29 protein-coding genes and 1 tRNA gene are annotated in these 25,780 nt (G+C 34.7%); 18 read left to right on the plus strand and 12 right to left on the minus strand.

All coding sequences use genetic code 11. The annotated features are described in order from the left end of the window. Position 1 precedes the first annotated feature (1 nt). Positions 2-553: a SprT family zinc-dependent metalloprotease gene (locus SIB53_RS03360; RefSeq protein WP_413678788.1), complete on the minus strand. Its 552-nt coding sequence runs from the start codon at positions 551-553 to the stop codon at positions 2-4. Between the two features lie 118 nt (positions 554-671). On the opposite strand from SIB53_RS03360, the gene SIB53_RS03365 reads away from it, so the two are divergent. The 3 genes from SIB53_RS03365 to SIB53_RS03375 are packed head-to-tail and all read left to right on the plus strand — an operon-like array spanning position 672 to position 3,363. Next, entirely contained in the window at positions 672-1,094 is a 423-nt protein-coding gene (locus tag SIB53_RS03365) for a hypothetical protein (RefSeq protein ID WP_269609126.1), read from the plus strand. A gap of 18 nt (positions 1,095-1,112) precedes the next feature. Next, on the plus strand, positions 1,113-3,185 hold the full coding sequence (gene ligA / locus SIB53_RS03370; protein WP_413678789.1) for an NAD-dependent DNA ligase LigA: 2,073 nt from the start codon (positions 1,113-1,115) through the stop codon (positions 3,183-3,185). Between the two features lie 19 nt (positions 3,186-3,204). After that, positions 3,205-3,363, plus strand: coding sequence for a hypothetical protein (locus SIB53_RS03375; RefSeq protein ID WP_413678790.1), 159 nt, complete (start codon positions 3,205-3,207; stop codon positions 3,361-3,363). Here SIB53_RS03375 and SIB53_RS03380 read toward each other — a convergent pair. From SIB53_RS03380 to SIB53_RS03390, 3 genes are all read right to left on the minus strand, one after another. Then, entirely contained in the window at positions 3,360-3,983 is a 624-nt protein-coding gene (locus SIB53_RS03380) for a TVP38/TMEM64 family protein (RefSeq protein WP_413678791.1), read from the minus strand. The two genes, SIB53_RS03375 and SIB53_RS03380, sit on opposite strands and share 4 nt — an antisense overlap. A 12-nt stretch (positions 3,984-3,995) precedes the next feature. Continuing rightward, positions 3,996-6,797, minus strand: coding sequence for a valine--tRNA ligase (locus tag SIB53_RS03385; protein ID WP_413678792.1), 2,802 nt, complete (start codon positions 6,795-6,797; stop codon positions 3,996-3,998). Between the two features lie 73 nt (positions 6,798-6,870). Further along, complete coding sequence (locus SIB53_RS03390) at positions 6,871-7,326, minus strand: protein phosphatase (protein WP_413678793.1); 456 nt, start codon at positions 7,324-7,326, stop codon at positions 6,871-6,873. Between the two features lie 63 nt (positions 7,327-7,389). On the opposite strand from SIB53_RS03390, the gene SIB53_RS03395 reads away from it, so the two are divergent. Continuing rightward, complete coding sequence (locus tag SIB53_RS03395; RefSeq protein WP_413389399.1) at positions 7,390-7,641, plus strand: hypothetical protein; 252 nt, start codon at positions 7,390-7,392, stop codon at positions 7,639-7,641. Between the two features lie 27 nt (positions 7,642-7,668). Here the strand turns inward: SIB53_RS03395 and SIB53_RS03400 are convergent, their stop codons facing one another. Beyond that, positions 7,669-8,019, minus strand: a complete 351-nt coding sequence (locus tag SIB53_RS03400) for an AIR synthase (protein WP_413678794.1) — start codon at positions 8,017-8,019, stop codon at positions 7,669-7,671. Positions 8,020-8,039: 20 nt separating this feature from the next. Beyond that, positions 8,040-8,111, minus strand: a tRNA-Val gene (locus tag SIB53_RS03405). A gap of 140 nt (positions 8,112-8,251) precedes the next feature. Here SIB53_RS03405 and mazG point away from each other — a divergent pair. The 3 genes from mazG to speB are packed head-to-tail and all read left to right on the plus strand — an operon-like array spanning position 8,252 to position 10,837. Further along, positions 8,252-9,064 carry a nucleoside triphosphate pyrophosphohydrolase gene (gene mazG / locus SIB53_RS03410; RefSeq protein WP_413678795.1) on the plus strand — a complete coding sequence of 271 codons (813 nt, stop codon included), beginning with the start codon at positions 8,252-8,254 and terminating at the stop codon, positions 9,062-9,064. 10 nt (positions 9,065-9,074) lie between these two features. Next, positions 9,075-9,941 carry a polyamine aminopropyltransferase gene (gene speE / locus SIB53_RS03415; protein ID WP_413678796.1) on the plus strand — a complete coding sequence of 289 codons (867 nt, stop codon included), beginning with the start codon at positions 9,075-9,077 and terminating at the stop codon, positions 9,939-9,941. Then, on the plus strand, positions 9,938-10,837 hold the full coding sequence (gene speB, locus SIB53_RS03420) for an agmatinase (RefSeq protein WP_413678797.1): 900 nt from the start codon (positions 9,938-9,940) through the stop codon (positions 10,835-10,837). Before speE ends, speB begins: the two co-directional genes overlap by 4 nt. A gap of 19 nt (positions 10,838-10,856) precedes the next feature. Here speB and SIB53_RS03425 read toward each other — a convergent pair whose 3' ends face one another. Next, positions 10,857-11,072: a metal-binding protein gene (locus tag SIB53_RS03425; RefSeq protein WP_413678798.1), complete on the minus strand. Its 216-nt coding sequence runs from the start codon at positions 11,070-11,072 to the stop codon at positions 10,857-10,859. A gap of 130 nt (positions 11,073-11,202) precedes the next feature. Between SIB53_RS03425 and gcvT the strand changes: the two genes are divergently transcribed. The 7 genes from gcvT to SIB53_RS03460 all read left to right on the plus strand — a co-directional run bounded on the left by gcvT (position 11,203) and on the right by SIB53_RS03460 (position 19,517). Continuing rightward, positions 11,203-12,321: a glycine cleavage system aminomethyltransferase GcvT gene (gene gcvT / locus SIB53_RS03430; protein ID WP_413678799.1), complete on the plus strand. Its 1,119-nt coding sequence runs from the start codon at positions 11,203-11,205 to the stop codon at positions 12,319-12,321. A 74-nt stretch (positions 12,322-12,395) separates the two neighbouring features. Next, positions 12,396-14,216 (plus strand): aspartate--tRNA ligase, encoded by a 1,821-nt coding sequence (gene aspS, locus SIB53_RS03435; protein WP_413679108.1) that lies wholly within the window; start codon positions 12,396-12,398, stop codon positions 14,214-14,216. Between the two features lie 103 nt (positions 14,217-14,319). After that, the gene (locus SIB53_RS03440) at positions 14,320-15,987 is read left to right on the plus strand and encodes a CTP synthase (RefSeq protein WP_413678800.1); all 1,668 of its coding nucleotides are present in this window, start codon (positions 14,320-14,322) and stop codon (positions 15,985-15,987) included. Next, complete coding sequence (locus SIB53_RS03445) at positions 15,988-16,629, plus strand: 7-carboxy-7-deazaguanine synthase QueE (RefSeq protein ID WP_413678801.1); 642 nt, start codon at positions 15,988-15,990, stop codon at positions 16,627-16,629. A gap of 46 nt (positions 16,630-16,675) precedes the next feature. Further along, complete coding sequence (gene queC, locus SIB53_RS03450; RefSeq protein ID WP_413678802.1) at positions 16,676-17,353, plus strand: 7-cyano-7-deazaguanine synthase QueC; 678 nt, start codon at positions 16,676-16,678, stop codon at positions 17,351-17,353. Then, positions 17,353-18,693, plus strand: a complete 1,341-nt coding sequence (locus tag SIB53_RS03455; protein WP_413678803.1) for an anthranilate synthase component I family protein — start codon at positions 17,353-17,355, stop codon at positions 18,691-18,693. The genes queC and SIB53_RS03455 overlap by 1 nt, the downstream gene beginning before the upstream one ends. Further along, positions 18,690-19,517 (plus strand): aminotransferase class IV, encoded by an 828-nt coding sequence (locus SIB53_RS03460; protein ID WP_413678804.1) that lies wholly within the window; start codon positions 18,690-18,692, stop codon positions 19,515-19,517. Before SIB53_RS03455 ends, SIB53_RS03460 begins: the two co-directional genes overlap by 4 nt. A gap of 25 nt (positions 19,518-19,542) precedes the next feature. Here the strand turns inward: SIB53_RS03460 and cobA are convergent, their stop codons facing one another. Genes cobA through SIB53_RS03475 form a run of 3 tightly spaced genes read right to left on the minus strand, consistent with a single transcriptional unit; the run spans position 19,543 to position 21,208 of the window. Beyond that, the gene (gene cobA / locus SIB53_RS03465; protein WP_413678805.1) at positions 19,543-20,328 is read right to left on the minus strand and encodes a uroporphyrinogen-III C-methyltransferase; all 786 of its coding nucleotides are present in this window, start codon (positions 20,326-20,328) and stop codon (positions 19,543-19,545) included. Beyond that, entirely contained in the window at positions 20,325-20,519 is a 195-nt protein-coding gene (locus SIB53_RS03470) for a hypothetical protein (protein ID WP_413678806.1), read from the minus strand. The genes cobA and SIB53_RS03470 overlap by 4 nt, the downstream gene beginning before the upstream one ends. After that, positions 20,519-21,208, minus strand: coding sequence for a CbiX/SirB N-terminal domain-containing protein (locus SIB53_RS03475; protein WP_413678807.1), 690 nt, complete (start codon positions 21,206-21,208; stop codon positions 20,519-20,521). Before SIB53_RS03475 ends, SIB53_RS03470 begins: the two co-directional genes overlap by 1 nt. Positions 21,209-21,493: 285 nt before the next feature. Here SIB53_RS03475 and SIB53_RS03480 point away from each other — a divergent pair, with 285 nt between their 5' ends. Together SIB53_RS03480 and SIB53_RS03485 are read left to right on the plus strand one after the other, a co-directional pair. Further along, positions 21,494-23,038 (plus strand): ferredoxin--nitrite reductase, encoded by a 1,545-nt coding sequence (locus SIB53_RS03480; RefSeq protein ID WP_413678808.1) that lies wholly within the window; start codon positions 21,494-21,496, stop codon positions 23,036-23,038. Position 23,039: 1 nt separating this feature from the next. Beyond that, positions 23,040-23,774: a HEAT repeat domain-containing protein gene (locus SIB53_RS03485; protein WP_413678809.1), complete on the plus strand. Its 735-nt coding sequence runs from the start codon at positions 23,040-23,042 to the stop codon at positions 23,772-23,774. Positions 23,775-23,776: 2 nt separating this feature from the next. On the opposite strand, the gene SIB53_RS03490 is transcribed toward SIB53_RS03485, so the two are convergent. Together SIB53_RS03490 and moaB are read right to left on the minus strand one after the other, a co-directional pair. Then, a complete protein-coding gene (locus tag SIB53_RS03490) occupies positions 23,777-24,532 on the minus strand; it encodes a sulfite exporter TauE/SafE family protein (protein ID WP_413678810.1) in 756 nt (251 codons plus the stop codon). Positions 24,533-24,558: 26 nt separating this feature from the next. Next, positions 24,559-25,038: a molybdenum cofactor biosynthesis protein B gene (gene moaB / locus SIB53_RS03495; RefSeq protein WP_413678811.1), complete on the minus strand. Its 480-nt coding sequence runs from the start codon at positions 25,036-25,038 to the stop codon at positions 24,559-24,561. A 53-nt stretch (positions 25,039-25,091) separates the two neighbouring features. Here moaB and SIB53_RS03500 point away from each other — a divergent pair, with 53 nt between their 5' ends. Together SIB53_RS03500 and SIB53_RS03505 are read left to right on the plus strand one after the other, a co-directional pair. Beyond that, positions 25,092-25,343 carry a MoaD/ThiS family protein gene (locus tag SIB53_RS03500; RefSeq protein WP_413678812.1) on the plus strand — a complete coding sequence of 84 codons (252 nt, stop codon included), beginning with the start codon at positions 25,092-25,094 and terminating at the stop codon, positions 25,341-25,343. Further along, the gene (locus SIB53_RS03505; protein ID WP_413678813.1) at positions 25,336-25,776 is read left to right on the plus strand and encodes a molybdenum cofactor biosynthesis protein MoaE; all 441 of its coding nucleotides are present in this window, start codon (positions 25,336-25,338) and stop codon (positions 25,774-25,776) included. The genes SIB53_RS03500 and SIB53_RS03505 overlap by 8 nt, the downstream gene beginning before the upstream one ends. Positions 25,777-25,780: the final 4 nt, after the last annotated feature.

A 25,780-nucleotide genomic window follows, 5' to 3' on the forward strand; every position in this document is an offset into this window, starting at 1 on the left:
ATTATTTATTACTTCTAGAAAAAGGTTGAAATTCAAGTACACATTTTTGATCCCATCGTCCTCCAAAAAAATTGTTACAACAACTTCTACAGGCAGCACCTCTAACAATACGCCTATAGCTAAAAGTTCTCTCACATGAAGGGCAAGTTGCCACCCATTTTGGGGTTTTTTTTGTTAAGGGAAACGAATGACGAACTGTTACTTGAAAATCCGTTTGAGCGGAATTGATTTCTGCCATACGTTGATGAAAATTAGGCCCATGTGCTTCCTCAACTTTCAGAACGAGATCAATCCAGGCATGAATCATTTCGTGGCACAAGGTGCTCATCAATGCTTTGTGGGGAAGATATTCCAATACTGGTCTAGACAAAATTATTTCACTAGCTTTAACTCCGAAGAAATTCGTTTTACTTCTATAGATCCCAGCCGTAGTGCACATGCGGCCATCACTCCAACGAAGAGAGACTCGGGGAAATCCATTCTCGAGCAAAGAGTTCTGAAAATATTGTCTGTTTAATTCAAGAAATAATGGTAAAACAGGTATTAAAGACATTGATGCCGAGAACTCGTTAGCATTATTATTCCGATAACATTCTGTCTAACTATCAATAACAAACAAGCTAATCTCATGGCTAATAAGTCAGAATCTTTAACTAAACGGAATTAAAAAAATGGATAGTGCTCTTATCAAAGCAATTGGATTAAAAGCTCTCTTGGTTGGAGTTGGCGCACTTCTCCTTTTTTGGACTTTTAACGCAATCAAACTCGTAATAAGTGCTAGAGGCATTAATCCTCTTGTTAAAAAGTTTTTTGATCAGATTGCAGCTGGCCGAATAGATGGGGCTTATAGACTTACAACAAAAGCTTATAAATCACATGTCAATAGACAAGACTTCATAAAATTTTTGGGTAGCTTGCAATTAAATCGATATAGAAACTTGAAGTCAGGGCGACCAAGAATAGAAGACAATCAAATAATGCTCACATTAAGCTTGAAATCAGAAGATAAGAAAAATGAAATGCCCCTGGACTTCACTTTTATTAAAATAAATGAAAATTGGCAAATAGATCGTATTGCGAAAGCCAATACATAATGAAGCGAAATGTGAGAAGTGAATTCAAACTTGAATCAACATTATGAACGTGCAAAAGAGCTTAGAGCTTTACTAAATAAAGCAAATTACTCTTATTATGTATTAGACGCGCCCGAGATGGTCGATGCTGTTTATGATCAACTATATAGAGAGTTAATTGAAATTGAAAATATCCACCCATCTTTAATTACTGATGATAGCCCTTCCCAAAGATTAGGAGGTATCCCTTCCACAGGTTTCAAAAATGTTGATCATAATATTCCTCTTTTAAGCCTAGATAATGCTTTTAATGTAAATGAATTAAAAGCTTGGCACTCAAGGATAAGAAAATTAATAAGTTCAGAAAATAAAAATTTCAAGGAAGATGATAACCCAGAACTTATTTGTGAATTAAAAATTGATGGCAATGCTATTTCACTAAGATATGAAAATGGAATTTTAACTAGAGCCGCAACACGTGGAGATGGAAAAACTGGAGAAGATATTACTACTAATATCAGAACAATTTCTACAATTCCATTAAGCTTATTACTAAAAAATCCACCCTCTTGGATTGAAATTAGAGGCGAAGCTTTCATGCCCAATAATATATTTGATAAACTCAATATTGAGAGAAAAAATACTGATCAACCACTCTTCGCAAATCCTAGAAACTCTTGTGCAGGAACATTAAGACAATTAGATCCAAAAATAGTTGCATCTAGAAAACTTGACTTCTTCGCATATAGTATTTATTTACCAGAAAATTGGGAGCCAAATGATAGCAATTTGAAAAAACCAAATTCTCAATCTGAATCACTTGAGTTTTTAAAAAGTATTGGTTTTAAAATTAATACTACTTATGAAACAAAAAAAAACTTAAATGAAGCAAATACCTTTTACAAGTATTGGGAAATCGAAAAAGATTCTTTAGCTTATGCCACAGATGGAATAGTAGTAAAAATAGATAAATTTGATATACAAAACATCCTAGGATCTACTCATAAAGCTCCAAGATGGGCCATCGCTGTTAAATATCCAGCAGAAGAAAAAGCGACTAAGTTAAAAAAATTAATTTTCCAAGTAGGTCGCTCTGGTGCTGTTACACCAGTAGCAGAGTTTGAATCTATTGAACTTGCAGGAACATCTGTTAATCGTGCAACTCTTCATAATGCAAACAGAATTGCATCTTTAGATCTTCATTATGATGACACCATAATTGTGCGAAAAGCTGGAGAAATTATTCCTGAAGTTATTAGAGTTATAAAAGAATTTAGAGCAGTGGATGGAAAATTAGTAAAATTTCCTCAAAACTGTCCAGCATGTGATTCCAAGTTAATTCAAGAAGAGAACGAAGCAATAACCAAATGTGTTAATTCTAGATGCCCAGCAAAATTAAAAGGTCTTTTGCGTCATTGGGTCAGTAAAGGATCAATGAAAATCGAAGGATTAGGTGAAAAGATTATTAATCAATTAGTCAATGAAGGATATGTGCATTCAATCGCAGATTTATACAAACTTGAAATTGATTCCCTTTTAAAACTTGAAAGATTTGGTGAAAAATCTGCAAAGAATTTATTAATAGAAATTAACGAATCTAAAAACAAAGATTGGCACAAACAGCTCTACGGTTTAGGGATACCTCACATAGGAGAAGCGAATGCTAAATCTCTTTCAAAAAACTTTCATAGTATCGAGGAACTCAATACTATTGCTAAGGAGGCACCTGAAAATATATCTAATATTTATGGATTCGGAAATGAGATGAAAGATGCAATAATTAAGTGGTTTGATGATTCTAATAATCAAAACTTAATTAAAGAATTAAAAGCAATCGGATTTTCTCTAAAAGAGAATTTAGAGTCAAACTACAATTCAAACCAATCCAATAATTTTCATGACAAAGTTTTTGTCTTAACAGGAACTTTAGATTCACTTACAAGAGATGAAGCAAAAGCATTGATAGAAAGTGCTGGAGGAAAAGTCAGCTCTTCAATTAGTAAAAAAACTGATTTTTTATTATCAGGAGAAAAAGCTGGGAGCAAATTAAAAAAAGCAAAAGAGCTTGGAGTAAAAATAATTAACGAAACTGAATTTAAGCTATTATTGTAAAAATGATTAAAATTTAAAAATGGATAAGAATACAATATTTTCTTTAATCAAAACAGAATGTGGACGCGCAAAATATGAAATGCTTGCTTCTAAAAAAGGTATCTTTAATCGTATAAGACTTTATTGGTTTATCGTATTTGCAGCGATTGAAGATTCGAATTTAAAAGCTGATGATTAATCTAGTGATTGAGAATCCTGATTGAGTTTTCTTGTTGAACGTAAAACTAAAATAACAACTAAAATAGTCGATAAAATACTAATTAAGCTCGAAATAAATGAACTAGCATCAGATCTTCCTGAGAGTACTTCACCAAAATTTGAAACTTTAAGTGCTAAGGAACCTAGGCTGCAATATAAAATTGTGCCAGGTAATATACCAATCATTCCAAGAGTAAAATCACGAACTTTTACCTCACTCAAGCCAAATGTAAAATTAAGTAAGCCAAATGGAAAAAGAGGAGAAAATCGTGTGAGAAGAATGACTTTGAGACCCTCACGTTTAACAGCTTTCTCCATTATTTGAACTTTTGGAAAATTGGAGACCTTCTTTCGAGCCCATTCTTTTAAAAAAGTTCTCCCTAAATAAAAAGTTAGATGAGCTCCAATAAAAGCTCCCACAAAAACCACCGAACTTCCAAGCCAGGTGCCATAAATAAAGCCAGACAACATGGAAAGCCAGGAGCCTGGTAACAAACAAGTCACCCAAAAAACATACACCAAAGCAAAAACCAAAATTCCAAAAGGGCTACTTAAAAAAGGAATGAAATTATTAACCAGAGTTTCTAAGTTGTTAGACATAGTTTAGAGAGATCAATCCAATCCCATTAGACGTTCTTTAACTAGACGTACTTGAGCTTCTGAATCCGTTAAGTTTGCTCTGCATTCTTCAACAACCTCTTTGGGAGCTTTATCAACAAAATTCTTATTCGCTAAACGACCAGAAAGACTTTCAATTTCTTTTTGTGCTTTATTTAAATCTTTTTCTAGCCTGGATCGTAATGAAGCTATATCTATCAATCCTTCAATAGGCAAAACCACCTCAAGCTCTCCACTTACTCCGGCTAGAGCTTTCATTGAAGGCAATGACTTTGCTTGCTCTGGAGATAATATCTGTACTTCCTTAGCCTTTGTCAAAACAGCAATATCATTGATTGCTGTTGTTAGTGTTTTTTGTAAGACCTCCTTACCAGAAACTAACATGACAGGAACTTTTTGAGAGGGTTTCAACCCAGCAACTGCTCTTAGATTGCGAATCAATCTGATAGATGCAAATAAATCAGAGAAAGAACTTTCTAAATCTAGATTCAAGTCTTGTTCATTTGATTTAGGCCAAGGCTGCAAAGCTAAAAATTGATCCTCATCTAAACCTGTTAATCCATGCCAAAGCTCCTCAGTCAAATGAGGCATTAGAGGATGAAGCATAATTAAAAGATCACTTAGAACTTTGTATAAAACACTTTTCGCTATTTTTCGATCTAATAATTCATCGGAAGAAAGATTTTCTGAATTATTCAATCGTCGTTTAATTAATTCTAAATACCAATCACAAAAATCATTCCAAGCAAATTCATATAATCCCTTAGCTGCCTCTCCAAGAGCATAATTTTCATATCGATTTGCAGTCTCATGATTGACTCGTGCAAGTCTTGATAAAATCCACCTATCTGATAATTGCAACTTAGAAGAATCGTATTTCTCCAAGTTTTCATAATCTTGATCTTCAAGATTAATAAGAGCAAACCTAGTTGCATTCCAGAGCTTATTAGCAAAATTTCTAGAGGCCTCAACCGTTGCTGATGTTTGATTTTTACGATCAAAGTCAAGACGTATATCTTGGCCCGCACCTGCAACTTCACGAACAAGAGTAAATCTCAAAGCATCTGTTCCATATCTTTCTATTAGTAATAAAGGATCAATGCCATTTCCAGCACTTTTACTCATCTTTCTGTTTTGTTCATCTCTAACAAGTCCGTGAATATAGACGTCAGCAAATGGCATCCGCTCTGTAAAGACACCTGCCATCATTGTCATCCTTGCCACCCAAAAGAAAATAATGTCAAAGCCAGTAACCAAAGTGTTCGTAGGATACCAACGTTGAAAATCAGGATGGGTTTCATCAGGCCAACCTAATGTAGAGAAAGGCCATAATCCGCTGGAAAACCATGTATCTAGCACATCTTCATCTTGCTCAATTTTAACTGAATCTCCATATTTTTCTCGTGCCAATTTCTTCGCTTCATCTTCTGTTCGAGCAACAATGTACGGCGTTTCATTAACAACTTTATTATCTGTTTGACTAATTACAAACCAAGCCGGAATGCGATGTCCCCACCAAAGTTGTCTACTAATACACCAATCTCTTATATCAGTTAACCAATCACGATAAACTTTAGACCATCTATTAGGAATAAATTTCGGTTGTCCTTTCTCAAAAAATTCAGAGCAACTACTAGAGAGAGGATCCATTTTCACAAACCACTGAGTTGACAGCAGTGGTTCTACTGGTACTTTTCCTCGGTCAGAGAAAGGCACACTATGTTTATAAGCTTCTATTTTGGTTAAAAGACCAATCTCCTTTAAAGAATCAATAACAGCTTCACGAGCTTCAAAACGATCCAAGCCTTCAAATTGACCTGCATTGTGATTCATTGTTCCTTTTTTAGTCATGACTGTTATTTGAGGTAAGTCATGTCTCTGACCTATCTCAAAATCATTAGGATCATGAGCTGGAGTGACTTTGACACATCCAGTTCCAAAATCTTTATCTACATGAGGGTCTCCAATAATTGGAATGGTTCTGCCAACTAAAGGCAAAGTAAGTTTCTCCCCTATGAGATCTTTATACCTTTCATCTGATGGGTTCACAGCAACTGCGACATCACCAAGCATCGTCTCAGGACGTGTAGTCGCTACTTCTAAGTAACTAATTTGTTTCTCACTTGATACAGATGATGTGACTAAGGGATATCGAAAATGCCATAGATGTCCATCTACTTCTTTCATTTCAACTTCTAAATCACTCACGGCTGAACCAGAGGCAGGACACCAATTCACTAAATATTCTCCTCGATATATCAATCCCTTTTCATGTAAACGAACAAATGCCTCAGAGACAGCTTTACTCAGCCCCTCATCCAATGTAAATCTCTCTCTACTCCAGTCTACGGAATATCCCAAACGCTTTAATTGATCAACAATTCTTCCACCACTTTTTTCTTTCCACTCCCAAGCTTTTTCCAAAAAAGAAGCTCTACCAAGATCACGACGATTTTTGCCTTCTTTCTTAAGTTGTCTCTCGAGAATAGTTTGAACCGCAATTGAAGCATGATCTGTTCCTGGAAGGCAGAGAACATTATTTCCTTTTAATCTCTTATACCTGACAACTGTATCTATTAAGGCAGTATTAAAAGCATGCCCCATATGCAAACTACCTGTGACATTTGGAGGAGGAATAACTACGGAGAATGGGTCTCCAGGGGCTGATGGATCAGGTTTAAAAGCTCCTTTTTCTTCCCAAGCTTTCTGCCAGCGATTTTCAGTACCAACTGGATCATATGTTTTAGGAAGCCCTAAGGCTTCAGATAATTTTGTAGTTTTTGCCCGCTCTATCACAGAAAAAAAATGTGTTTAATTTAATTTACTCATTCCGGACAAAAGTTTTACATCATTCTTGCTTTTCCTAAATTCAAATGTCACTTTTCACGTTCCAAGGAATCGAAACTATTGAGTCATGCCTTTCCCATGCAACCGAAGATAAAGAAACCTTTTCACTTAAACCGATCCTTTCTAAGGCTTGAACTACATCATTATCATTAATTCTCTTATCTAAAGCTATGGGCATAATCAAAACTTGCGCTTCTGCAGGATCAGCCATCACATGTAATGACAAATCTTCTAAAGCTCTTTCAAAAAATATTTTTCTCATTCGACTTGTTAAAGGAGAACCCATAGCATTCGCAAACATTTCCAGGCTTTCTTTTTCTCCAGAAAGCCCACAATTTAAACTTAACCAAATTAAAAATTTAGCCCAGCTATCTATGCTCCATAATGGCTGAAAGCTATCTCGCTTACTATAAATTAATTCCAGCAATGCGAACTCAAAGGCTTTTGCTTGAATAGACGTGCGAGATATTTGTTCCATAGAAGACATTTTCTCCAACTACAGCCAAACTAGTGTTTATTGTTCGTTATCTGTTTATTTGTCATGGATCTGAACGACCCTGAACTTGAGTTCTCCGACCTTGTTTACGCATATCAAAGCTGGGTCATCGCTGTAATCAACGATGAAAAATTAAATGGTAAAGAAAAGTTGCTTACAGAGGAAATATCAGATGATGCTTTAAATGCTATGAGATTCTTACCAGGTGAAGTAACTAGCGCAATTGAGACAAGTTTAGCTCGCGTCTATGAAGTTGATTCCGATGAGCTCTCTGAGATCTTGTTTCCAGAAGAATAAATTCAATTCTAAAACTGTTTTACAAATTTATTTATCTTTAGACAGTTTTCTAAAGCCTGATCCACATGGAGAAGGTTCAGCCCCTTTTGGGGTGCTAATTAGAAATCCACCGCCACTTAGATCTCCAAAATAATTTAACTTAAGGCCTTGAAAAAATAGAATTTGATCTTGGCGAGCATACAAAGTAATCCCGTCCGCTCTAGCGAGCGGAACACCATCATTTTTTCCAGGTCTAATTCTGATAAATTTCCAACCCTCTCCGCACTTATCATCCAATAAATCAATATGCATAACTCCAGGAGTTCCGGTAAAAGCAGCTTGCCTGTTTAACTCTGCGACTGCCGTTGCTGAAATTTTTAATCCAGGACCATTTTGCATAAATTAAAGAATAATTTAGATGGGCGATCCAGGGTTCGAACCAGGGACATCCTGCTTGTAAGGCAGGCGCTCTACCGCTGAGCTAATCGCCCATACAATTTTTAGTCCTGTGACTAATTCATTTACTTTATACCTCAAGCTGCTCTGTTGTTGAGAATTAATCATAATTAAATCAACGATTCAAAAAAAATCGTTTCTGAGCTTAGTAACAGTTCTATCAAGACAGCTAGAAATGACAAACACAAACCAAATAACTACAAAAGATAAAATGAATAAACTCCTTGAAGTAGTTTCAGACCTCAGAGATCCAATCAATGGCTGTCCTTGGGACCTAAAGCAAACGCATCTTTCTTTGGTCCCATATGTTCTAGAAGAAGCCTATGAAGTTGCTCACGCAATACGAGAAGACAATCCTGATGAATTAAAAGAGGAGCTTGGAGATCTCTTACTACAAGTAATTTTGCATGCTCAAATAGCAAAAGAAAAAAACTTATTTGACATGACAGACGTCATTGACAGCATCACTGAAAAACTAATTCGAAGGCATCCACATGTATTTCATAATAAAGCAAAAGTTAGTATCAAAGAAGTGGAAGACTCTTGGGAAAAAATCAAGAATAATGAAAAACCATTAAATAATTCAACAACCCCAATTAGTGACCGATTAAAATTAAAGATAAGACCACAACCTTCTACTAAAGCAGCACTAATTATCTCCAAAAAAGCTTCAAAAAATGGATTCGAATGGGAAAAAATTGATCAAATCTGGGATAAATTATATGAAGAATTAGAAGAGTTAAAAGATGCCTTAAAACAAGAAGATACTTCCGCGGCTGAAGCTGAAATAGGAGACGTATTATTTACATTGATAAATATTGCAAGATGGAATAAAATCTCAATAGAAGAGGGATTAGCAAAAACTAATAAAAGATTCCTAGAACGATTAACATACATAGAAAAAAATATAAATGGCGAATTACATTCCCAATCAAAAAAGAAATTAGAAAAATACTGGGAATTAGCGAAGATCAATCTAAAGCATTAATATCATAATTATGAATGACAAACTAAAAAAAAGGTCAGAGTGGCTTGACGAGTATCATCAAGGCGTTAGATATGGACTACAGGGAAAATTAATACTAGAAGAGTCTAGTCCTTTTCAAAAAATTACCATATATGAAAGCAAAAGATATGGGAAAGCACTATTACTTGATGATTGTTGGATGACTGCAGAAAAGTCAGAAAAGTGTTATCACGAATGTCTTATTCATCCTGCATTGTGTTGTTCTAAACAAATAGATAAAATTTTAATTATTGGAGGAGGTGATGGAGGTAGTGCAAGAGAATGTTTAAAATACAAAGAGGTTAAGTCTATTGATTTAATTGAAATTGATCTAAGAGTAATTGAATTAAGTCAAAAGTATTTACCTACTATTGGAGGAAATGCATGGTCTGATTCTAGATTAAATTTACAAATCAAGAATGGAATTGATTGGGTAAAGCATACAAAAGAGAATTCATATGATGTGATTATTATTGATGGCGCCGATCCTATTGGACCGTCAAAAGAATTATTCAGCAATTCTTTTCTCAAAGATTGCAAACGAATACTTAAACTAGGAGGAATTTTGGCAACACAAAGTGAATCTCCGGAGTCTTTTCAACAAATTCATATAAATATTGTCAAAGTTCTTCGTGAAATTTTTGATTACGCAGATCCAATGTATGGATCTGTATCTATATACCCAAGCGGTTTATGGAGCTGGACATTTGCATCTATGGAGAAGCCAAAATATATGCATCCAAAAAAAAGTCGCGTAAAAGAGATCTCCGAAAATTGTCAGATTTGGAGTGAGCGATGGCAGCAAGGTGCATTTAACACTATTCCTGCATTTATAGAAAGGGAGCTAGCAAAAATATGACCAAATCCAACCTCAAAGATCTATCACTATTTAATAACGATGGTGCAATATTTATGGGCGCCAAAAGAGGCATCGATCAATGCAAAGTGTCGCTTTTAGGAGTTCCTTATGATGGAACTTGTTGCTTTAGACCTGGTGCAAGATTTGGTCCTTCTGCTGTTAGGGAAGATAGTTATGGAATTGAAACATATTGTCCGCAATTAAATTTAGATTTAGAAGATATACACTTTGCTGATATAGGTTCATTAGATGTTCCCCTTGGAGATGCAAAATTAACACTTGATTATATAAGCGATGCTACAAATATTTTACTTAAACATAATTTAAAGCCTCTTATTATTGGTGGAGAACATTCAATAACAAGTGGAGTTATTAAATCAATAATTACTAATTATCCTGACTTAATTATGCTTCAATTAGATGCTCATGCAGACCTTAGAGATGAATGGTTAGGTAGTAAATATAGTCATGCATGCACTATGAAAAGATGTTTAGAAATACTACCTAGCAAAAAGATCTTTCAAATAGGAATAAGAAGTGGAACAAAACCAGAATTTCTTGAAATGAATAATAATAAAAGTTTAATTCAATATACTTTGGGAGAGAATGCAAAGTCTTTAGAAAAAGCTCTAAAAAGTTTTAAAGGGAGACCAATCTATTTAACTTTTGATTTAGATTGGTTTGATCCCTCTATAATGCCAGGAACAGGCACTCCTGAACCCGGAGGCTATTTCTGGGGAGATTTTGCAGCAATAATAGATGTGATTAAGTCTCATAATTTAATTGGTGCTGATGTAGTCGAATTATCTCCCAAATTAGATAACACTGGTATTAGTAGCATCCTTGCTGCAAAAGTTATACGTTCATTAATTATGTTATTAGACAAATCATCCTAAAAAATTGGCATTTAAATTTTCATTCAACTAATACCTTTCCAAAATCAAGTTGTTGATGAACAAATTTTTCAGAAATTTTTGGGAAACTAGTTTCTTTTTTTATCCAATGACCACAAGAAACAAATGAAGATATCTCAGAATGTATTTTTATTTTTCTAAGTTTGCACCATGAGAATGAATCAAAATGATTTGAAACACATTGATTGCAGCTCCTACAACATCTTTTTGCAGTCATTAAGTCTTAACCCAAGACTCATAGAGTAGTAAAACTTTCCGGATCGAGCCACAAAGCATTAAATTTAGTTTTAGAAATTCTTATAAGTTCACGGTATTAATTGTGAATTTCTTTTACCGTTCAACAAAAAATGAAATTACTGCAAACTCCTCTTTATCAAGAATGCAAAGAATTAGGCGGTAAAATGGTCCCTTTTGCAAATTGGGAAATGCCTGTTAGTTTTTCTGGGTTAATAGAAGAACACAATGCAGTAAGAAATAATGTTGGAATGTTCGACATATCTCACATGGGTGTTGTGCAATTAAAAGGTAAAAATATCAAAAGCGCATTACAAAATTTAGTTCCCTCAGACGTGTTTCGAATAGGACCTGGTGAAGCATGTTATACAGTTTTTTTAAAAGAAAATGGAGGAATTCAAGACGATCTAATCATTTATGATCAAGGAATTTTAGATACAAAAGAAGAAAGTATAGTTCTAGTTATTAATGCGGCAAGAAAAGAATCTGACATTGAATGGTTGAGTTCAAATCTTTCTAAAAAGGAAATCAAAATATCCGAATTCATGCCAGAGGGTGCATTAATTGCGATCCAAGGTCCAGAATCCATAAATACACTTGAGAAAATTCTCGAAGAACCTTTAGCTAATTTGCCACGTTTTGGTCACAGAACTATTACTTCAAATCCCAATCTAATAAACTCACAAGAATCAATTTTTATTGCAAGAACTGGTTATACAGGAGAAGAAGGTTTCGAATTCTTGTCATCTCCTAAAACAGCAAAGTCTATCTGGAAGAATCTAATTGAGTCGGGAGTTACTCCATGCGGGCTAGGAGCAAGAGATACACTGCGATTAGAGGCTTCTATGCATTTATATGGGAACGATATCAACCTAGATACAACTCCCTTTGAAGCTGGCTTGGGTTGGTTAGTTCATTTAGAAATGCCTAATGATTTCATAGGTAGGAAAGCTCTAGAAAAACAAGCCGAAGTTGGAACGCAAAAAAAACTTGTTGGTATTCAAGTCCTAGATAAAGGAATTGCAAGAAAAGGATATCCAGTTCTACACAACAGCGAAACTATTGGAATGGTCACTAGCGGAACTTGGTCTCCTACATTGAAAAAACCCATAGCTCTTGCTTATGTAACGAGCGAAATTGCAAAAGTCAATACTCAAATAGAAATAGAAATTAGAGGGAAAAAACATCCTGCAATAATCGTAAAAAGACCTTTCTATCGAAAAGGTTTTTGAGCAAGTAGAAACTGTGTTGTGCATAAAAGCCGGTCTTTGTGGGAAACTCATTATTCATGACGATTGAGAATTTCATGCGCAATAAGACTTGTGGAGAACTACGAGCTTCCGCAATTAGCGCAAATGTTCAACTATGTGGTTGGGTTGATCGCAGAAGGGATCATGGTGGAGTAATTTTTATTGATCTAAGAGACCGTTCTGGAACAATTCAAATCACAGTTGATCCAGATCAAGGTCAGGATCTTTTTAGCATCGCTGAAAGTCTTAGAAATGAGACTGTTCTTCAGATCAATGGATTAGTAAGAGCTAGACCTGACGAAGCTATTAATACAAAAATCCCAACGGGTGAAGTAGAAGTCTTAGCTAAAAATATAAAAATTCTCAATGCTGTCACGAGTACACTTCCTTTCTCAGTGTCAATTCATGATGAGGAGAGTGTTAAAGAAGAAATCAGGCTCAGGCATAGATATTTAGATCTTAGAAGAGAGAGAATGAATAATAATCTTCGATTGAGACATAACACTGTCAAAGCAGCTAGAAGTTTTCTTGAAAACGAAGGATTTATAGAAGTTGAAACACCAATTTTGACTCGCTCAACTCCTGAAGGAGCCAGAGATTACTTAGTCCCCTCACGTGTATGTGGTGGCGAGTTTTTTGCTTTACCGCAATCCCCACAATTATTCAAACAATTGTTGATGGTTGGTGGAATTGAACGTTATTACCAAGTCGCTCGTTGTTTTCGTGATGAAGATTTACGCGCAGACAGGCAACCAGAATTTACTCAATTAGATATTGAAATGAGTTTTATGGAGGAAAAAGAGATCATTGAGTTAAATGAAAAATTAATTGTAAATATTTGGAAAAAAATTAAAGGGATTGATCTCCAAACTCCTTTTCCAAGAATGACTTGGCAAGAAGCTATGGATCGTTTTGGAACTGACAGACCTGATACTCGATATGGAATGGAACTTGTCAACACAAGTGATTTATTTTCCAAAAGTGGATTTAAAGTTTTTTCAAATGCTATTTCTTCTGGTGGATGCGTTAAATGCATCACCATTGAGGATGGAAATAATTTAATTAGTAATGTAAGAATAAAACCAGGTGGAGATATTTTTAGCGAAGCACAAAAGGCTGGCGCTGGTGGACTAGCATTTATCAGAGTTAGAGATGATAAAGAAGTCGATACAATTGGAGCCATAAAAGATAATTTAACTACCTCACAAATAAAAGAACTCCTTTTAAAAACCCAAGCTAAACCTGGTGATTTAATACTTTTTGGTGCAGGGCCCACAAACATTGTTAATAGAACCTTGGATAGAGTTCGTCAATTTATTGCGAAAGATCTAAAGATAATCTCAGACAACGAATTAAAAACTCAATGGAATTTTCTTTGGGTCACTGATTTTCCTATGTTTGAATTCAATTCTGATGAAAATCGTCTTGAAGCAATTCATCATCCTTTCTGCGCTCCTAAGCCTGAAGATATTGGTGAATCAGAAAGCTTATGGAAAGACAAATTACCCAATTCAAATGCTCAAGCGTATGATCTAGTTCTTAATGGATTAGAAATTGGTGGAGGATCTTTAAGAATTCACAACTCAGAACTTCAAAAAACCGTACTAGAAGTAATTGGTTTATCTAAAAATGAAGCAGAAGAGCAATTTGGTTTTTTAATTGATGCGCTCTCAATGGGTGCTCCTCCACATGGTGGGATTGCATTTGGACTGGACAGAATAGTTATGCTCTTATCCAATGAAGATTCAATCAGAGATACTATTGCTTTTCCAAAAACACAACAAGCTCGTTGTTCAATGGCTAAAGCCCCTGCAAACGTGGAAAACAAGCAATTAGAAGACCTCCACATAGCTTCTACTTGGATAGATCCTGATTGAATTGATAGAAATTAACAGTAAAAACATTATCCTAAAGAGAAAATATGTAAATTTCTTGGTGTTTACCTAGATCAAGGTAGCTTAAAGAATGATTGAAAAGTAAATGGCAAAATTTGTTTTCGTCACTGGTGGTGTAGTTTCAAGCATTGGCAAAGGAATTGTTGCCGCAAGTCTTGGCAGACTACTTAAATCAAAAGGTTACAGTGTTTCGATTTTGAAGCTTGACCCATATCTAAATGTTGATCCTGGGACGATGAGCCCTTTTCAACATGGAGAGGTTTTTGTAACTGAAGACGGGGCTGAAACTGATTTAGACCTTGGGCATTATGAGCGCTTTACAGATACTGCAATGTCACGACTTAACAGTGTCACGACAGGTTCCATTTATCAAGCTGTTATTAATAAAGAAAGGAGAGGTGACTATGACGGAAGAACAGTTCAAGTTATCCCCCACATCACTCGTGAAATTCGCGAAAGAATTAAACGTGTAGCAGATAATAGTGGTGCAGATGTAGTGATATCAGAAATTGGAGGAACAGTTGGAGATATTGAATCTCTACCTTTTCTTGAAGCAATAAGAGAATTTAAAGGTGATGTAAAGAGAAACGATGTTGTTTATGTTCACGTCACATTATTGCCTTATATAGGTACATCTGGTGAAATTAAAACCAAGCCAACACAGCACTCAGTAAAAGAATTACGTTCTATCGGGATTCAGCCAGATATTTTAGTTTGTCGCAGTGATAGGCCAATTAATGATGATTTAAAAAATAAAATAGGGGGTTTTTGCGGAGTTAACTCTGATGCGGTCATAGCATCCCTTGATGCTGACAGTATTTACTCAGTACCTTTAGCACTCAAAGATGAAGGACTTTGCAAGGAGGTATTAGATTGCTTGGATCTAAATGATCATGAAAGTGATTTAAAAGACTGGGAAAGATTAGTCCATAAATTGCGCAATCCAGGCCCTTCTGTCAAAGTTGCATTAGTTGGCAAATATGTACAATTAAATGATGCCTACTTATCAGTAGTCGAAGCATTACGTCATGCGTGCATTTCCCAAGATGCATCGTTAGATCTTCATTGGATCAATGCGGAGAACATTGAATCAGAGGGAGCAGAAAAACTACTTCAAGGAATGGATGCAATTGTCGTTCCAGGAGGTTTTGGTAATCGTGGCGTAAATGGGAAAATAGCAGCTATCAGATGGGCAAGGGAGCAAAGGGTTCCTTTCCTTGGACTTTGCTTAGGTATGCAATGTGCTGTCATTGAATGGGCTCGCAATTTAGCTGGTTTAGTAGATGCATCTAGTGCCGAACTAGAACCAAATTCAAAACACCCTGTAATTCACTTACTGCCAGAACAACAAGACGTAGTTGATCTAGGAGGAACCATGAGATTAGGAGTATATCCTTGTAGACTTCAAACCAACACAACCGGGCAAAGTTTATACAACGAAGAAGTTGTTTACGAAAGGCATAGACATCGTTATGAGTTCAATAATTCATATAGGACTCTCCTAATGGAATCTGGTTATGTAATTAGTGGTACTTCACCTGATGGTCGATTGGTAGAGCTAATAGAATTAAAAAATCATCCATTTTTTATTGCATGTCAATATCATCCAGAATTTCTCTCTAGGCCAGGGAAACCACACCCTTTATTTAGTGGCTTGATTCAAGCTGCACAATTACGCGTCCCATCCTCACCAAGTGAAGCATTCAATCCACAATCAAAAATTATTGAAAAAAAATCTCTAGAACAGCAATAAATGGAACCATCTCTACCAGTAGTGGAATGTTTTCATTCTCTACAAGGAGAAGGAGAACATGCTGGTAGAAGCGCTTACTTCATCAGATTAGCTAGTTGTAAAGTTGGATGTCCTTGGTGTGATACGAAAAATTCATGGAATTCCGAACTTCATTCACAACAAACTTTGATAGATTTATCAATTAGCACAGCCAAAGCGCAAAAAGAAGGTGCAGCTTTTGTTGTAATCACTGGAGGTGAGCCATTGCATCATAATTTAGATCATCTATGCAGCGAAATTAGAAAATCTACACTCAATCTAGAGAAAAAATCTCTTCCCATTCATCTCGAAACAAGTGGCGTAGATGCACTAAGTGGCAACCCAGATTGGATAACATTATCTCCTAAACGACATTCTCCTCCACGCCTTGATAATCTGTTATCTTGCCAAGAATTAAAAGTTGTCATACAGAACGCTGAAGATTTACTTTTTGCTAAAAAAATGGCTGATTTAATAAAAAACAATGGAAAGATTAAACCTCAATTATTTTTGCAAGCAGGATGGGACAATGAAGAAGGGCAAAGACTCGCAATCAAGTATGTAAAAAACAATCCTGATTGGAGACTAAGTATGCAAACTCACAAATGGCTAGGTGTACTCTAACCATCTAGATAAATGAGATTTTGCTTCATTAGATTTAAAAAAAATAATGATTGAACAGACAACAATTGCATTACTTTCCGGAGGAATTGATTCAGCTACAGCTGCTTGTATAGCTATGGAAGCTGGGCAAAAAGTGATTGGATTATCCTTTGATTATGGCCAACGACATCTTAAAGAGTTACAAGCAGCCACAGATTTAGCAAAAGATTTAAATCTTGAAGATCACATAACAATCAAGATTGATTTATCTTCTTGGGGTGGGTCCTCCTTGACCGACAAGTCACAAATCATTCCCACTAAAGGCATACAAAAAAATACTATTCCTAACACTTACGTTCCAGGTAGAAACACTATCTTTGTTGCTATTGGGTTAAGTCTTGCAGAAGCTCGTGGAGCCAATCGAATAGCATTAGGCATCAATGCAATGGATTATTCTGGATATCCAGACTGTAGACCGGATTATTTAGAGGCATATCAAGAATTAGCCAACTTATCCAGCAGAGTAGGTCGCGAGGGGAAAGGTATAAAACTCTGGGCTCCACTACTAGATTGGGAAAAAACCAAAATCTTTAAAGAGGCATTACGCTTAAAAATTCCTATAGAGAAAACATGGAGTTGCTATCAAGGTGAAAGTAAACCGTGTGGTAGATGTGATAGTTGTCGTATTAGAGATAAAGCATTAAAAGAAATAGGTCGAGAAGATCTATGTAGCCAAAATATCTAGTGAATAACATTAAGCGACTACTATGTCAGTGGAAATCGCCTGAGCTAGTAGCTTATAAATTGATTCAAGAATGGGGAGAGGCAGGCTTTATATGGCTTGATGGCGATGGGAGTGATTTAGGTCGATGGGTCACTTTAGGAATTAAACCTTTAGAACAGTTTTGTTCTAGAGGTTTAGAAATTTCAAAAAAGGATTCTAATCCTTTTAAAATTTTACGCGAGTTACCGCCAGGGCACTGGACTGGTTGGTTGAGTTATGAAGCTGCATCTTGGACAGAGCCACAAAATCCATGGCAAACAAGTTCTATGGCAACTTTATGGATAGCCTCTCATGACCCTATATTAAAATTTGATCTTCAAAAGAAAGAGCTATGGCTAGAAGGCAAAGATGAAAAGCGCATCTCAATTATGGAAAATTTCCTAAAGGATCATTTTCATCAACAGCTTGCCAAATCTGATAATGATGAAACAAAAAAAATAGAGCAGCGGTGTAGTATCCCTTTAGAATCCTGGGAATGGAAATTAACAAATCAAGAATATTCTGAAAGAGTTGATGAGATCAAAGAATGGATTGCGAAAGGTGATATTTTTCAGGCTAATCTGACTACCTCATGCCAAGCCCCATTACCAGAATCCATCCGTCCAATAGACGTATATTCAAAACTTAAAAAATGCTCCCCTGCTCCATTTGCTGGAGTAATTATCGGCGATCAAATGGCAAAAGGAGAAGCTATTATATCAACTTCACCAGAAAGATTTTTAAAAGCGTTACCCAGTGGTGAGGTGGAAACGAGACCAATCAAAGGAACTAGACCCAGAGATAGAGATCCAGAAAAAGATGCTGATTGGGCAGCAGAGCTTATTTGTAGTCCAAAAGATCATGCTGAGAATGTAATGATTGTAGATCTACTTAGAAATGATCTTGGAAGAGTATGCCAACCTGGTTCAATCAAAGTCCCTCATCTACTAGTTTTAGAAAGCTATTCACAAGTTCATCATCTCACTTCAGTAGTTAAAGGTAGACTCAATACAAATAAAACTTGGGTTGACTTGCTTGAAGCCTGTTGGCCAGGTGGTTCTATAACAGGAGCACCCAAGCTTAGGGCATGTAAAAGATTGTATGAGCTTGAAGCAACAGCAAGAGGTCCATATTGTGGATCAATATTAAATATAAATTGGGATGGGGTCCTTGATAGTAATATTCTCATTCGATCTTTAATGATTAAAGAATCCTCTATTACTGCTAATGCTGGATGTGGAATTGTTGCAGATTCAGATAGTCAAAAGGAAGCTGAGGAAATGAATTGGAAATTAATACCACTTTTAAAAGCATTAACATGATTGAAAATACAAGCAAAAAACTAGGCTGGATCAATGGCAAATGGGGAATCTTCAAAGATTTAAAAGTGCCAATTAATGATCGAGGTCTCAACTTTGCAGATGGAATCTTTGAAACGATTGTCATTTTGAATGGAGTTCCGCAGCTTCTTAATGAGCATTTAAATAGATGGGAAAAAAGTGCAAGTATTTTAGAAATGAATCCTCCACCATCAAAAGAATGGTTGATTTCACTTATTGAAGATGGTATTAACCGATCGAAATTAAATAATGTCAATGGAGTCATTCGTATTAATTGGACTAGAGGAGAATCCAAACAACGTGGAATTGATATCAGCAAGACAAACCGTCATAGTTTTTGGTTGGAGATAGATTCTTATCAACTAAATTTTGAATCTATATCTACAATAATTAGTCAAACTGAAAGGAGAAATTCTTTTAGCCGATTGAGTTGTTGTAAAACATTTTCCTATAACCAAGGGATTCAAGCACGCATAGAGGCAACGAATGCAGGCTTTAATGATGCACTATTATTAAATAATCGAGGTGAAATATGTTGCGCCACTACAGCAAATATATTAGTAAAAAGAGAAAATAATTGGTTCACTCCACCATCTAATAGTGGTTGTCTCCCTGGCATAATGCGTCAACGAGGAATTGATTTGAATATAATAAAAGAGGCTCTCATTGAAGCCACCCCAAAAGATAATGATGAATGGTTTTTAATCAATAGTTTGAGTTGTCGTCCAATTAACAAAATAAACAACAAAGAATTAAAAACATCAACTAATCCTGCAGAATTTTGGCTAAGTTTATTAAAAATCTAAAAAATAATATCTTAAAAATTATCTCTTATATAGGAATTGGAAATGTCACTTCCGCGGGCTTTGGAGAACAAGCCTCTACTTGAAAATCTACTACTGAACCAATCACAACAATTGAAGGAGAGCATAAGTTTTCTTCTTGTACCCGATCAAAAAGCTCTACCAATGGAGCCTTGATAAAACGTTGCCCAGTAACAGTGCCTTGTTCAATAACTGCTGCAGAAGTCTCAGGATTCATACCACCAGCAATCAATTCTGCAGAGATAAATTTTAAATTATGGACACCCATATATATAACTAATCCATCGCTAGATTTTGCTAACGAACGCCAATTGACAGCTGGGCGTTTTTTATCAATTCCCTCATGTCCAGTCACAAAAGTGACTGAAGATCCAGCAAGTCTATGAGTAATAGGTATCCCAACATAAGCAGGAGCAGCGATACCAGAAGTGACCCCTGGAACAACTTGTACTGAAACACCTTTTTTATGAAGATAAGAAGCTTCTTCAGCACCTCTGCCAAACAAAAATGGATCACCTCCTTTTAATCTGACGATACAAGAACAACTCTTTGCTAAATCAAACAAAATATCATTCGTTGTCCTCTGCGGAACCGAATGATGACCACGCCTCTTACCTACTGAGTGAAGTTGACAATTAGCAGAAGCTAATTGAAGCAACTCTAATGGAACCAATGAATCATATACAAGAGCATCACAATGACTGATTAATTTTTGTGCTTTGACTGTTAATAAATCGGGATCACCTGGACCTGCTCCCACAAGATAAACAGTACCAAATTCCTTTTTACTCATAGCAATTGCCCAAATATATATACAAAGCCACGATTAATGATTTCAGTAAAGCATATTAGCTGTTCTTCATTACTATCAATTTTTATATTCTTATTTGGAATTAAAAGATAAGGTATTAGAAGAGAATTTTTATTTTGATTAGAACTATATTTCTGAAAGAAAGAAGCAGAATCAAACGAATTCAGAAGCATTATGGCAGCTCACTTAATAAATTAATTAAACCATTTCTAAAAGATTTGATTTCAAGTAAAGAAGAAATAGAATCTTTTCTATTTAAAGATTTTGTTTTTGCTGTAGGCAATAATGTATAAGGTATTGGATAATAATTCATACTGGGCTTCTCTAAAAACTTATCCCATTCTGTCCAAGATGCAGTTTGTATTCCTAGCCTATTGCCTAAGAATAGCATATGATCAGATGCAATCTTTGATCGCAAAGGATGATGCAAAAGAACTGGGGTCACTGATTTTTGTTCGACTTTTATCATTTCAACAAGAATATTAATCCAATTATTCCACGATCCAATATAAGGAGTTAATTTAGAATTGATAAGTTCATTTTTTAATCTATTTCGTACCAAAGGAACATCTATCCTTACATGAGTGCCTGGTAATAAGAATAAGGGTACAAGCCAAATAAACTTTGACAAAGAAGTTTGATAAGAATTTTCAGTCAAGACTTCTAATTCTACTAATTTACCTCTTCTTTTTTGAACTTGATTGATGATAATATCCATAATAGGATGAACAAAACCATTTTTCGAACCATGGATTATTAATCTAATATCTCTTTTAGAGAAGACTTTATTCTTTTTCTTTTGTGTGCCTTCAAAAGATTCAAGATTTTTTAAAAATGATAAATTATTAGAAGATTTGTTCATTGAACTAATTTCTTAGTTAGGATAATAAATAAAAAATTTCCTGATAAAACCCTTCATCAAAATGATGGGGATGACTAAACCAAAAAACAACAAAACAAGTGCATTAATTGTATCAAAAACTACATTTTTCTTTTTCAATTCTAAGTTCAAGATTTTGTATGTTTTGCTACATAGTAAGTCTCGGTTTTAGGGATTAATAGTTTCATAATATCCAATCATCAATAACTCAAAGCATCATGAATCTGATGGATGCCATTTTGCTTTGAAAATATTGATTTTTAAATAATGAGTAGCAACCAAGTGATGAAATCTTATTTGCAAGAGAAAAAATTAAATAAAATTGAACAAAATAAAGCAATTAAAGATGGATTATTAATTGGTAAAGAAATTGAAAATTTCGCAAAAATAGGTTGGGAAGAGATGGATAAAACTGACCTAGAGCTCAGGCTTAAATGGTATGGGATGTTTTGGAGACCAAAAACACCGGGTAAATTCATGCTTAGGCTGAGGGTCCCAAATGGTGTTATAAATGCACATCAATTAAAAATTGTTTCCTCAATTGTTGCAAGATACGGAGACAGTGGAAGCTGTGATGTAACAACAAGACAAAGTCTTCAACTTAGGGGAATTTTAATAAGTGATTTTCCTGAAATTCTTAGACGATTAAATAAAGCTGGAATCTATAGTATTCAATCTGGTTTCGATAATCCGAGAAATATAACTGGTAACCCAATAGCGGGTATTGATCCTGAAGAAATTATTGACACTAGAGATTATGTCAAACAATTAAATGATTATCTTACAAATAATGGTAAAGGGAATGAAGATTTTTCAAATTTACCTAGGAAATGGAATACCGCAATCGCAGGTTCAAAAGATAATTTTCTTTTACATAACGATTTAGTCTTTTTACCTGTAGAAGTGAATAACATTTTAGGATTTAGTGTTTGGGTGGGTGGAATACTTTCGTCAGTATTAAACGACTATGCCATTCCACTAAACGTCTGGATTGAGGATAAAAAAATTTGTGAGTTTACAAATGCTGTTCTAAGTCTCTGGAGAGATCATGGAGAACGCTCTGCTCGACCTAAAGGAAGATTTAGATTGTATTTGAACAAAATTGGAATTGAAAATTTTAGAGATTTAGTTGAAGAACGGTTCGGAAAACTTAAGACTGATCCTGGTAGTGACTTTTGCAAAATCCCTAGGTCCTTTCTTGGTATTAACCAGCAAAAACAAAAAGATATGTTTTTTGCTGGATTACACATCCCAGTAGGAAGATTAAGCTCAGAGGATCTTCAAGACATTGCCTTGCTGAGTGACAATTATGGATCAGGGGATATACGCCTCACAGAAGATCAAAATATAATAATTACGGATATTCCTAAGGACAAATTAGAAGAGTTCAAAAAAGAAAATCTACTCGATAAATTCCCTTTGAATCCAGGACATTTATCAGCAGGAACTGTTTCATGCACTGGCAATACCTATTGTAATTTTGCTCTAACAAATACTAAAGATACTGCATTAGAAGTTTCACAACTACTCGATCAGGAACTGGACCTAGATGATGAAATCAAAATTCATTGGACTGGATGTCCAAATAGTTGTGGTCAAGCATATATGGGTGCAATTGGATTAACAGGCAAAAAAGGAAGAGATTCTGAAGGAAAAATAGTTGATGCTTATGATATTTGTATTGGAGGTGAACAAGGCCCCTCAAATAAAATTGGTAAAATTCATCTTAAAAAAGTTCCTAAATATGAAATAAAAAATACTCTGAAACAAATACTTATTGAAAATTTTTCAGCGAAGGAAAAAGTCGATTAAGATGGATACTTTAAGTGAGAAAGAAATTCGGGATAGATTTAATAAAAAAAATATACCTAAAGATCCATTATGGATTGAAAAAGCTTATTCGAAATCTCTACCTTATGAGATAAGACATTTATTATGCGAGCGTCTAGGTTTCCTAGCTGATAAAGGTTGGACATCAATCAAATCATTAATAAAAAAATATGGTGTACAACCTGAATTGATCTATGCAGTTGGTATCTGCCATCAAATTGAGGCAAGAGACTTCTTACTTAATCGACTTGATGAACAAAAAGATCTAGATATCAATGTATTAAAAGCACTTGCTTGCTGGGGAGCTGTACTAACTAACAGTCAATTAGAATTAATCTTGAAGAGTAAATCCCAAGCCATTAGAATAGCTGGGTTAGAGCTCCTAAATTTTAAATCTCATTTACTGAATGAAACTGAGCTTTTAGAATTAGTTAATGAACCACTAAAAGACTTTAGAGATCAAGTAGTCATTAAAGGAATCAAAATTCTTCAAAGGCGTAATGAAGATGCTGTTATCGATCGTCTCAGACAGCTCGCTTTAAATAGTAGCTATCCCATTGCAGAACAAGCATTAATAGCACTAGGTTCGATCGGAACAAAATATAGTTCGCGCCAAATTTCAGAGCTTATTACTCAACTAGACATCAAGGAATTACAACAAAAAGCCAAAAAGCAACTATCTGTTCAAGATATATTTATGGATCGAATAAATAATTAATATCATGCAAACGCTAATTTATAACTTGCTAAAAATAAAATGAAAGAAATAATTTTTTTAATAAAATTATCATCAAATTTTCTGCTACCAAGAGAACTGCCACAAAAAGCAAAAAACAATACAACAATTAAATGAAGAAAAATATTAGATGTGAAATTAATTTTTGAAAAATTATTTATTGTTTGCCATGTAATTATTCCAACTAAAGAATTAAAAAAAATAAAAACGGATGAAGCTGCAGCTGTTGTTTTAAGTGGCATCCACGTAAGTAAAATAGATAGAGGAGTTAAAAATATACCTCCTCCTGTGCCAGTAATTCCAGATAGCAAGCCAAGTATTAAACCAGTAAAAAAAATAACAATTTTTGAGGGCAACTTATAATCAGTTATAATATTATTTTTTATTATTAACGATGTAATTAAAAACCTAATTCCAGAAAGAAAAAGTATAAGAGATAAAAAATATCTAAGTAAGGTATCAGTAATATTCAAGTTAGCTCCAACAATTGTCGAGGGAATTGAAACTAATAGAAGTGGTATTAAAAAATTAACTAATATATTTTTTTTTAAATGACCGTCACCACAAAATCTTATTGAATTTAATGTTGATGCTGCCAGATTCAAAATTAAAGCTGTTGGCTTGATAAGTGAAACTGGCTCATTAAATAAAACCATACAGGCTATATAACCTGATGCACCAGCATGACCAACAATCGAATAAAGAAAAGCAATTAATGCTATCCCAATCAAATAAAGCACTATTTTAATACATATCTTTATTCCATCTATTTTTTTAATCTATTAATTAAATTTACCAAATTACATGGTTTAGTATCACTGTTTAGTTGATATTTAATTATTTGATTCCATGCAGTATTCACTGCATCTAAAGATCCTGGCAAACTAAATATAAAGGTTCCATTTGCCACACCTGCAATACATCTGCTTTGCAAGGTGCTAGTGCCAATTTTCTTAAATGATGTATATCTAAAGATTTCCGCAAAACCCTCGATTTCTTTATCTAATAAGGGTTTTATTGCCTCTGGCGTAACATCAGTATAAGTAAGCCCTGTACCTCCAGTAGTGATAATAACATCAATCTCATTATCAGCTATCCAATCACTTATATGCTTTCTAATAATATAAACATTATCCTTGCATATTATTCTATTGCTTATATGATGTTTATCTGTTTTGACTGAATCAACTAAAAATTGACCACTATCATCATTTTTTATATCTCGAGTATCAGATACAGTTAACAATGCAATAGAAACCACTTAGTATAAAACAATGAAAATTTATCAATCAACTATACATGAAAAATAAGGCTAGCCAAATCAAAGTATTATTGTTTGCTGAATTATGTGAAAAATATGGATGGGATGAAAAATATCTTTCTTTAGACCTAATAAAAGATAAAAAAGCAAAATCTATCCTGAAACATATTAATATTAATGTAGCTCACCAATCAATAATTGTGGCTATTAATAAAGAAATTTCTAGTCTAGAAGCGACTGTTAAAAATAATGATGAGGTAGCATTCATGCCCATTTTTACAGGTGGATAAAATTAAGTACAACTTCAAAATAGCAACTGATCCTTTTGATCCATATCGAGAAATTGAAAAATGGCAAATTAATAATCAAATGGCTGCTATGTCAATTTTTATTGGGCGAGTTAGAGAGATAGATCAATTTGGAAGTCAATTAAAAAAATTAGAAATCCATCACTACAGTGGTTTAACTGAAAAGTTAATCGAAAAGCACTTATCAGAAATTACCCAAAAAATCGAATCTTTTTCTGCGTTACTTATCCATCGAGTAGGCTTCATTGATCCACTAGAGCCAATAGTACTCATAGCAGTTAGTGCTGATAAAAGAGGAATAGCTAATCAATACTGCTCTGAAATTTTAGAAGTAACAAAATTCAAAGTACCTTTTTGGAAAAAGGAGTGGACTGACAAAGGTTCTTCCTGGATCAAAAACAATACTGTACTTTAAACGT

This window comes from Prochlorococcus sp. MIT 0916 (assembly GCF_047305155.1).
In the GTDB taxonomy this organism is placed as follows: domain Bacteria; phylum Cyanobacteriota; class Cyanobacteriia; order PCC-6307; family Cyanobiaceae; genus Prochlorococcus_B.

Bases quoted from the DNA above. Each gene is read 5' to 3' on its own strand.
- SIB53_RS03360 (WP_413678788.1), bottom strand. From the start codon at position 553: ATGTCTTTAATACCTGTTTTACCATTATTTCTTGAATTAAACAGACAA.
- SIB53_RS03365 (WP_269609126.1), top strand. From the start codon at position 672: ATGGATAGTGCTCTTATCAAAGCAATTGGATTAAAAGCTCTCTTGGTT.
- SIB53_RS03375 (WP_413678790.1), top strand. From the start codon at position 3,205: ATGGATAAGAATACAATATTTTCTTTAATCAAAACAGAATGTGGACGC.
- SIB53_RS03380 (WP_413678791.1), bottom strand. From the start codon at position 3,983: ATGTCTAACAACTTAGAAACTCTGGTTAATAATTTCATTCCTTTTTTA.
- SIB53_RS03390 (WP_413678793.1), bottom strand. From the start codon at position 7,326: ATGGAACAAATATCTCGCACGTCTATTCAAGCAAAAGCCTTTGAGTTC.
- SIB53_RS03395 (WP_413389399.1), top strand. From the start codon at position 7,390: ATGGATCTGAACGACCCTGAACTTGAGTTCTCCGACCTTGTTTACGCA.
- SIB53_RS03400 (WP_413678794.1), bottom strand. From the start codon at position 8,019: ATGCAAAATGGTCCTGGATTAAAAATTTCAGCAACGGCAGTCGCAGAG.
- mazG (WP_413678795.1), top strand. From the start codon at position 8,252: ATGACAAACACAAACCAAATAACTACAAAAGATAAAATGAATAAACTC.
- speE (WP_413678796.1), top strand. From the start codon at position 9,075: ATGAATGACAAACTAAAAAAAAGGTCAGAGTGGCTTGACGAGTATCAT.
- speB (WP_413678797.1), top strand. From the start codon at position 9,938: ATGACCAAATCCAACCTCAAAGATCTATCACTATTTAATAACGATGGT.
- SIB53_RS03425 (WP_413678798.1), bottom strand. From the start codon at position 11,072: ATGACTGCAAAAAGATGTTGTAGGAGCTGCAATCAATGTGTTTCAAAT.
- gcvT (WP_413678799.1), top strand. From the start codon at position 11,203: ATGAAATTACTGCAAACTCCTCTTTATCAAGAATGCAAAGAATTAGGC.
- aspS (WP_413679108.1), top strand. From the start codon at position 12,396: ATGCGCAATAAGACTTGTGGAGAACTACGAGCTTCCGCAATTAGCGCA.
- SIB53_RS03440 (WP_413678800.1), top strand. From the start codon at position 14,320: ATGGCAAAATTTGTTTTCGTCACTGGTGGTGTAGTTTCAAGCATTGGC.
- SIB53_RS03445 (WP_413678801.1), top strand. From the start codon at position 15,988: ATGGAACCATCTCTACCAGTAGTGGAATGTTTTCATTCTCTACAAGGA.
- queC (WP_413678802.1), top strand. From the start codon at position 16,676: ATGATTGAACAGACAACAATTGCATTACTTTCCGGAGGAATTGATTCA.
- SIB53_RS03460 (WP_413678804.1), top strand. From the start codon at position 18,690: ATGATTGAAAATACAAGCAAAAAACTAGGCTGGATCAATGGCAAATGG.
- cobA (WP_413678805.1), bottom strand. From the start codon at position 20,328: ATGAGTAAAAAGGAATTTGGTACTGTTTATCTTGTGGGAGCAGGTCCA.
- SIB53_RS03470 (WP_413678806.1), bottom strand. From the start codon at position 20,519: ATGCTTCTGAATTCGTTTGATTCTGCTTCTTTCTTTCAGAAATATAGT.
- SIB53_RS03475 (WP_413678807.1), bottom strand. From the start codon at position 21,208: ATGAACAAATCTTCTAATAATTTATCATTTTTAAAAAATCTTGAATCT.
- SIB53_RS03480 (WP_413678808.1), top strand. From the start codon at position 21,494: ATGAGTAGCAACCAAGTGATGAAATCTTATTTGCAAGAGAAAAAATTA.
- SIB53_RS03485 (WP_413678809.1), top strand. From the start codon at position 23,040: ATGGATACTTTAAGTGAGAAAGAAATTCGGGATAGATTTAATAAAAAA.
- SIB53_RS03500 (WP_413678812.1), top strand. From the start codon at position 25,092: ATGAAAAATAAGGCTAGCCAAATCAAAGTATTATTGTTTGCTGAATTA.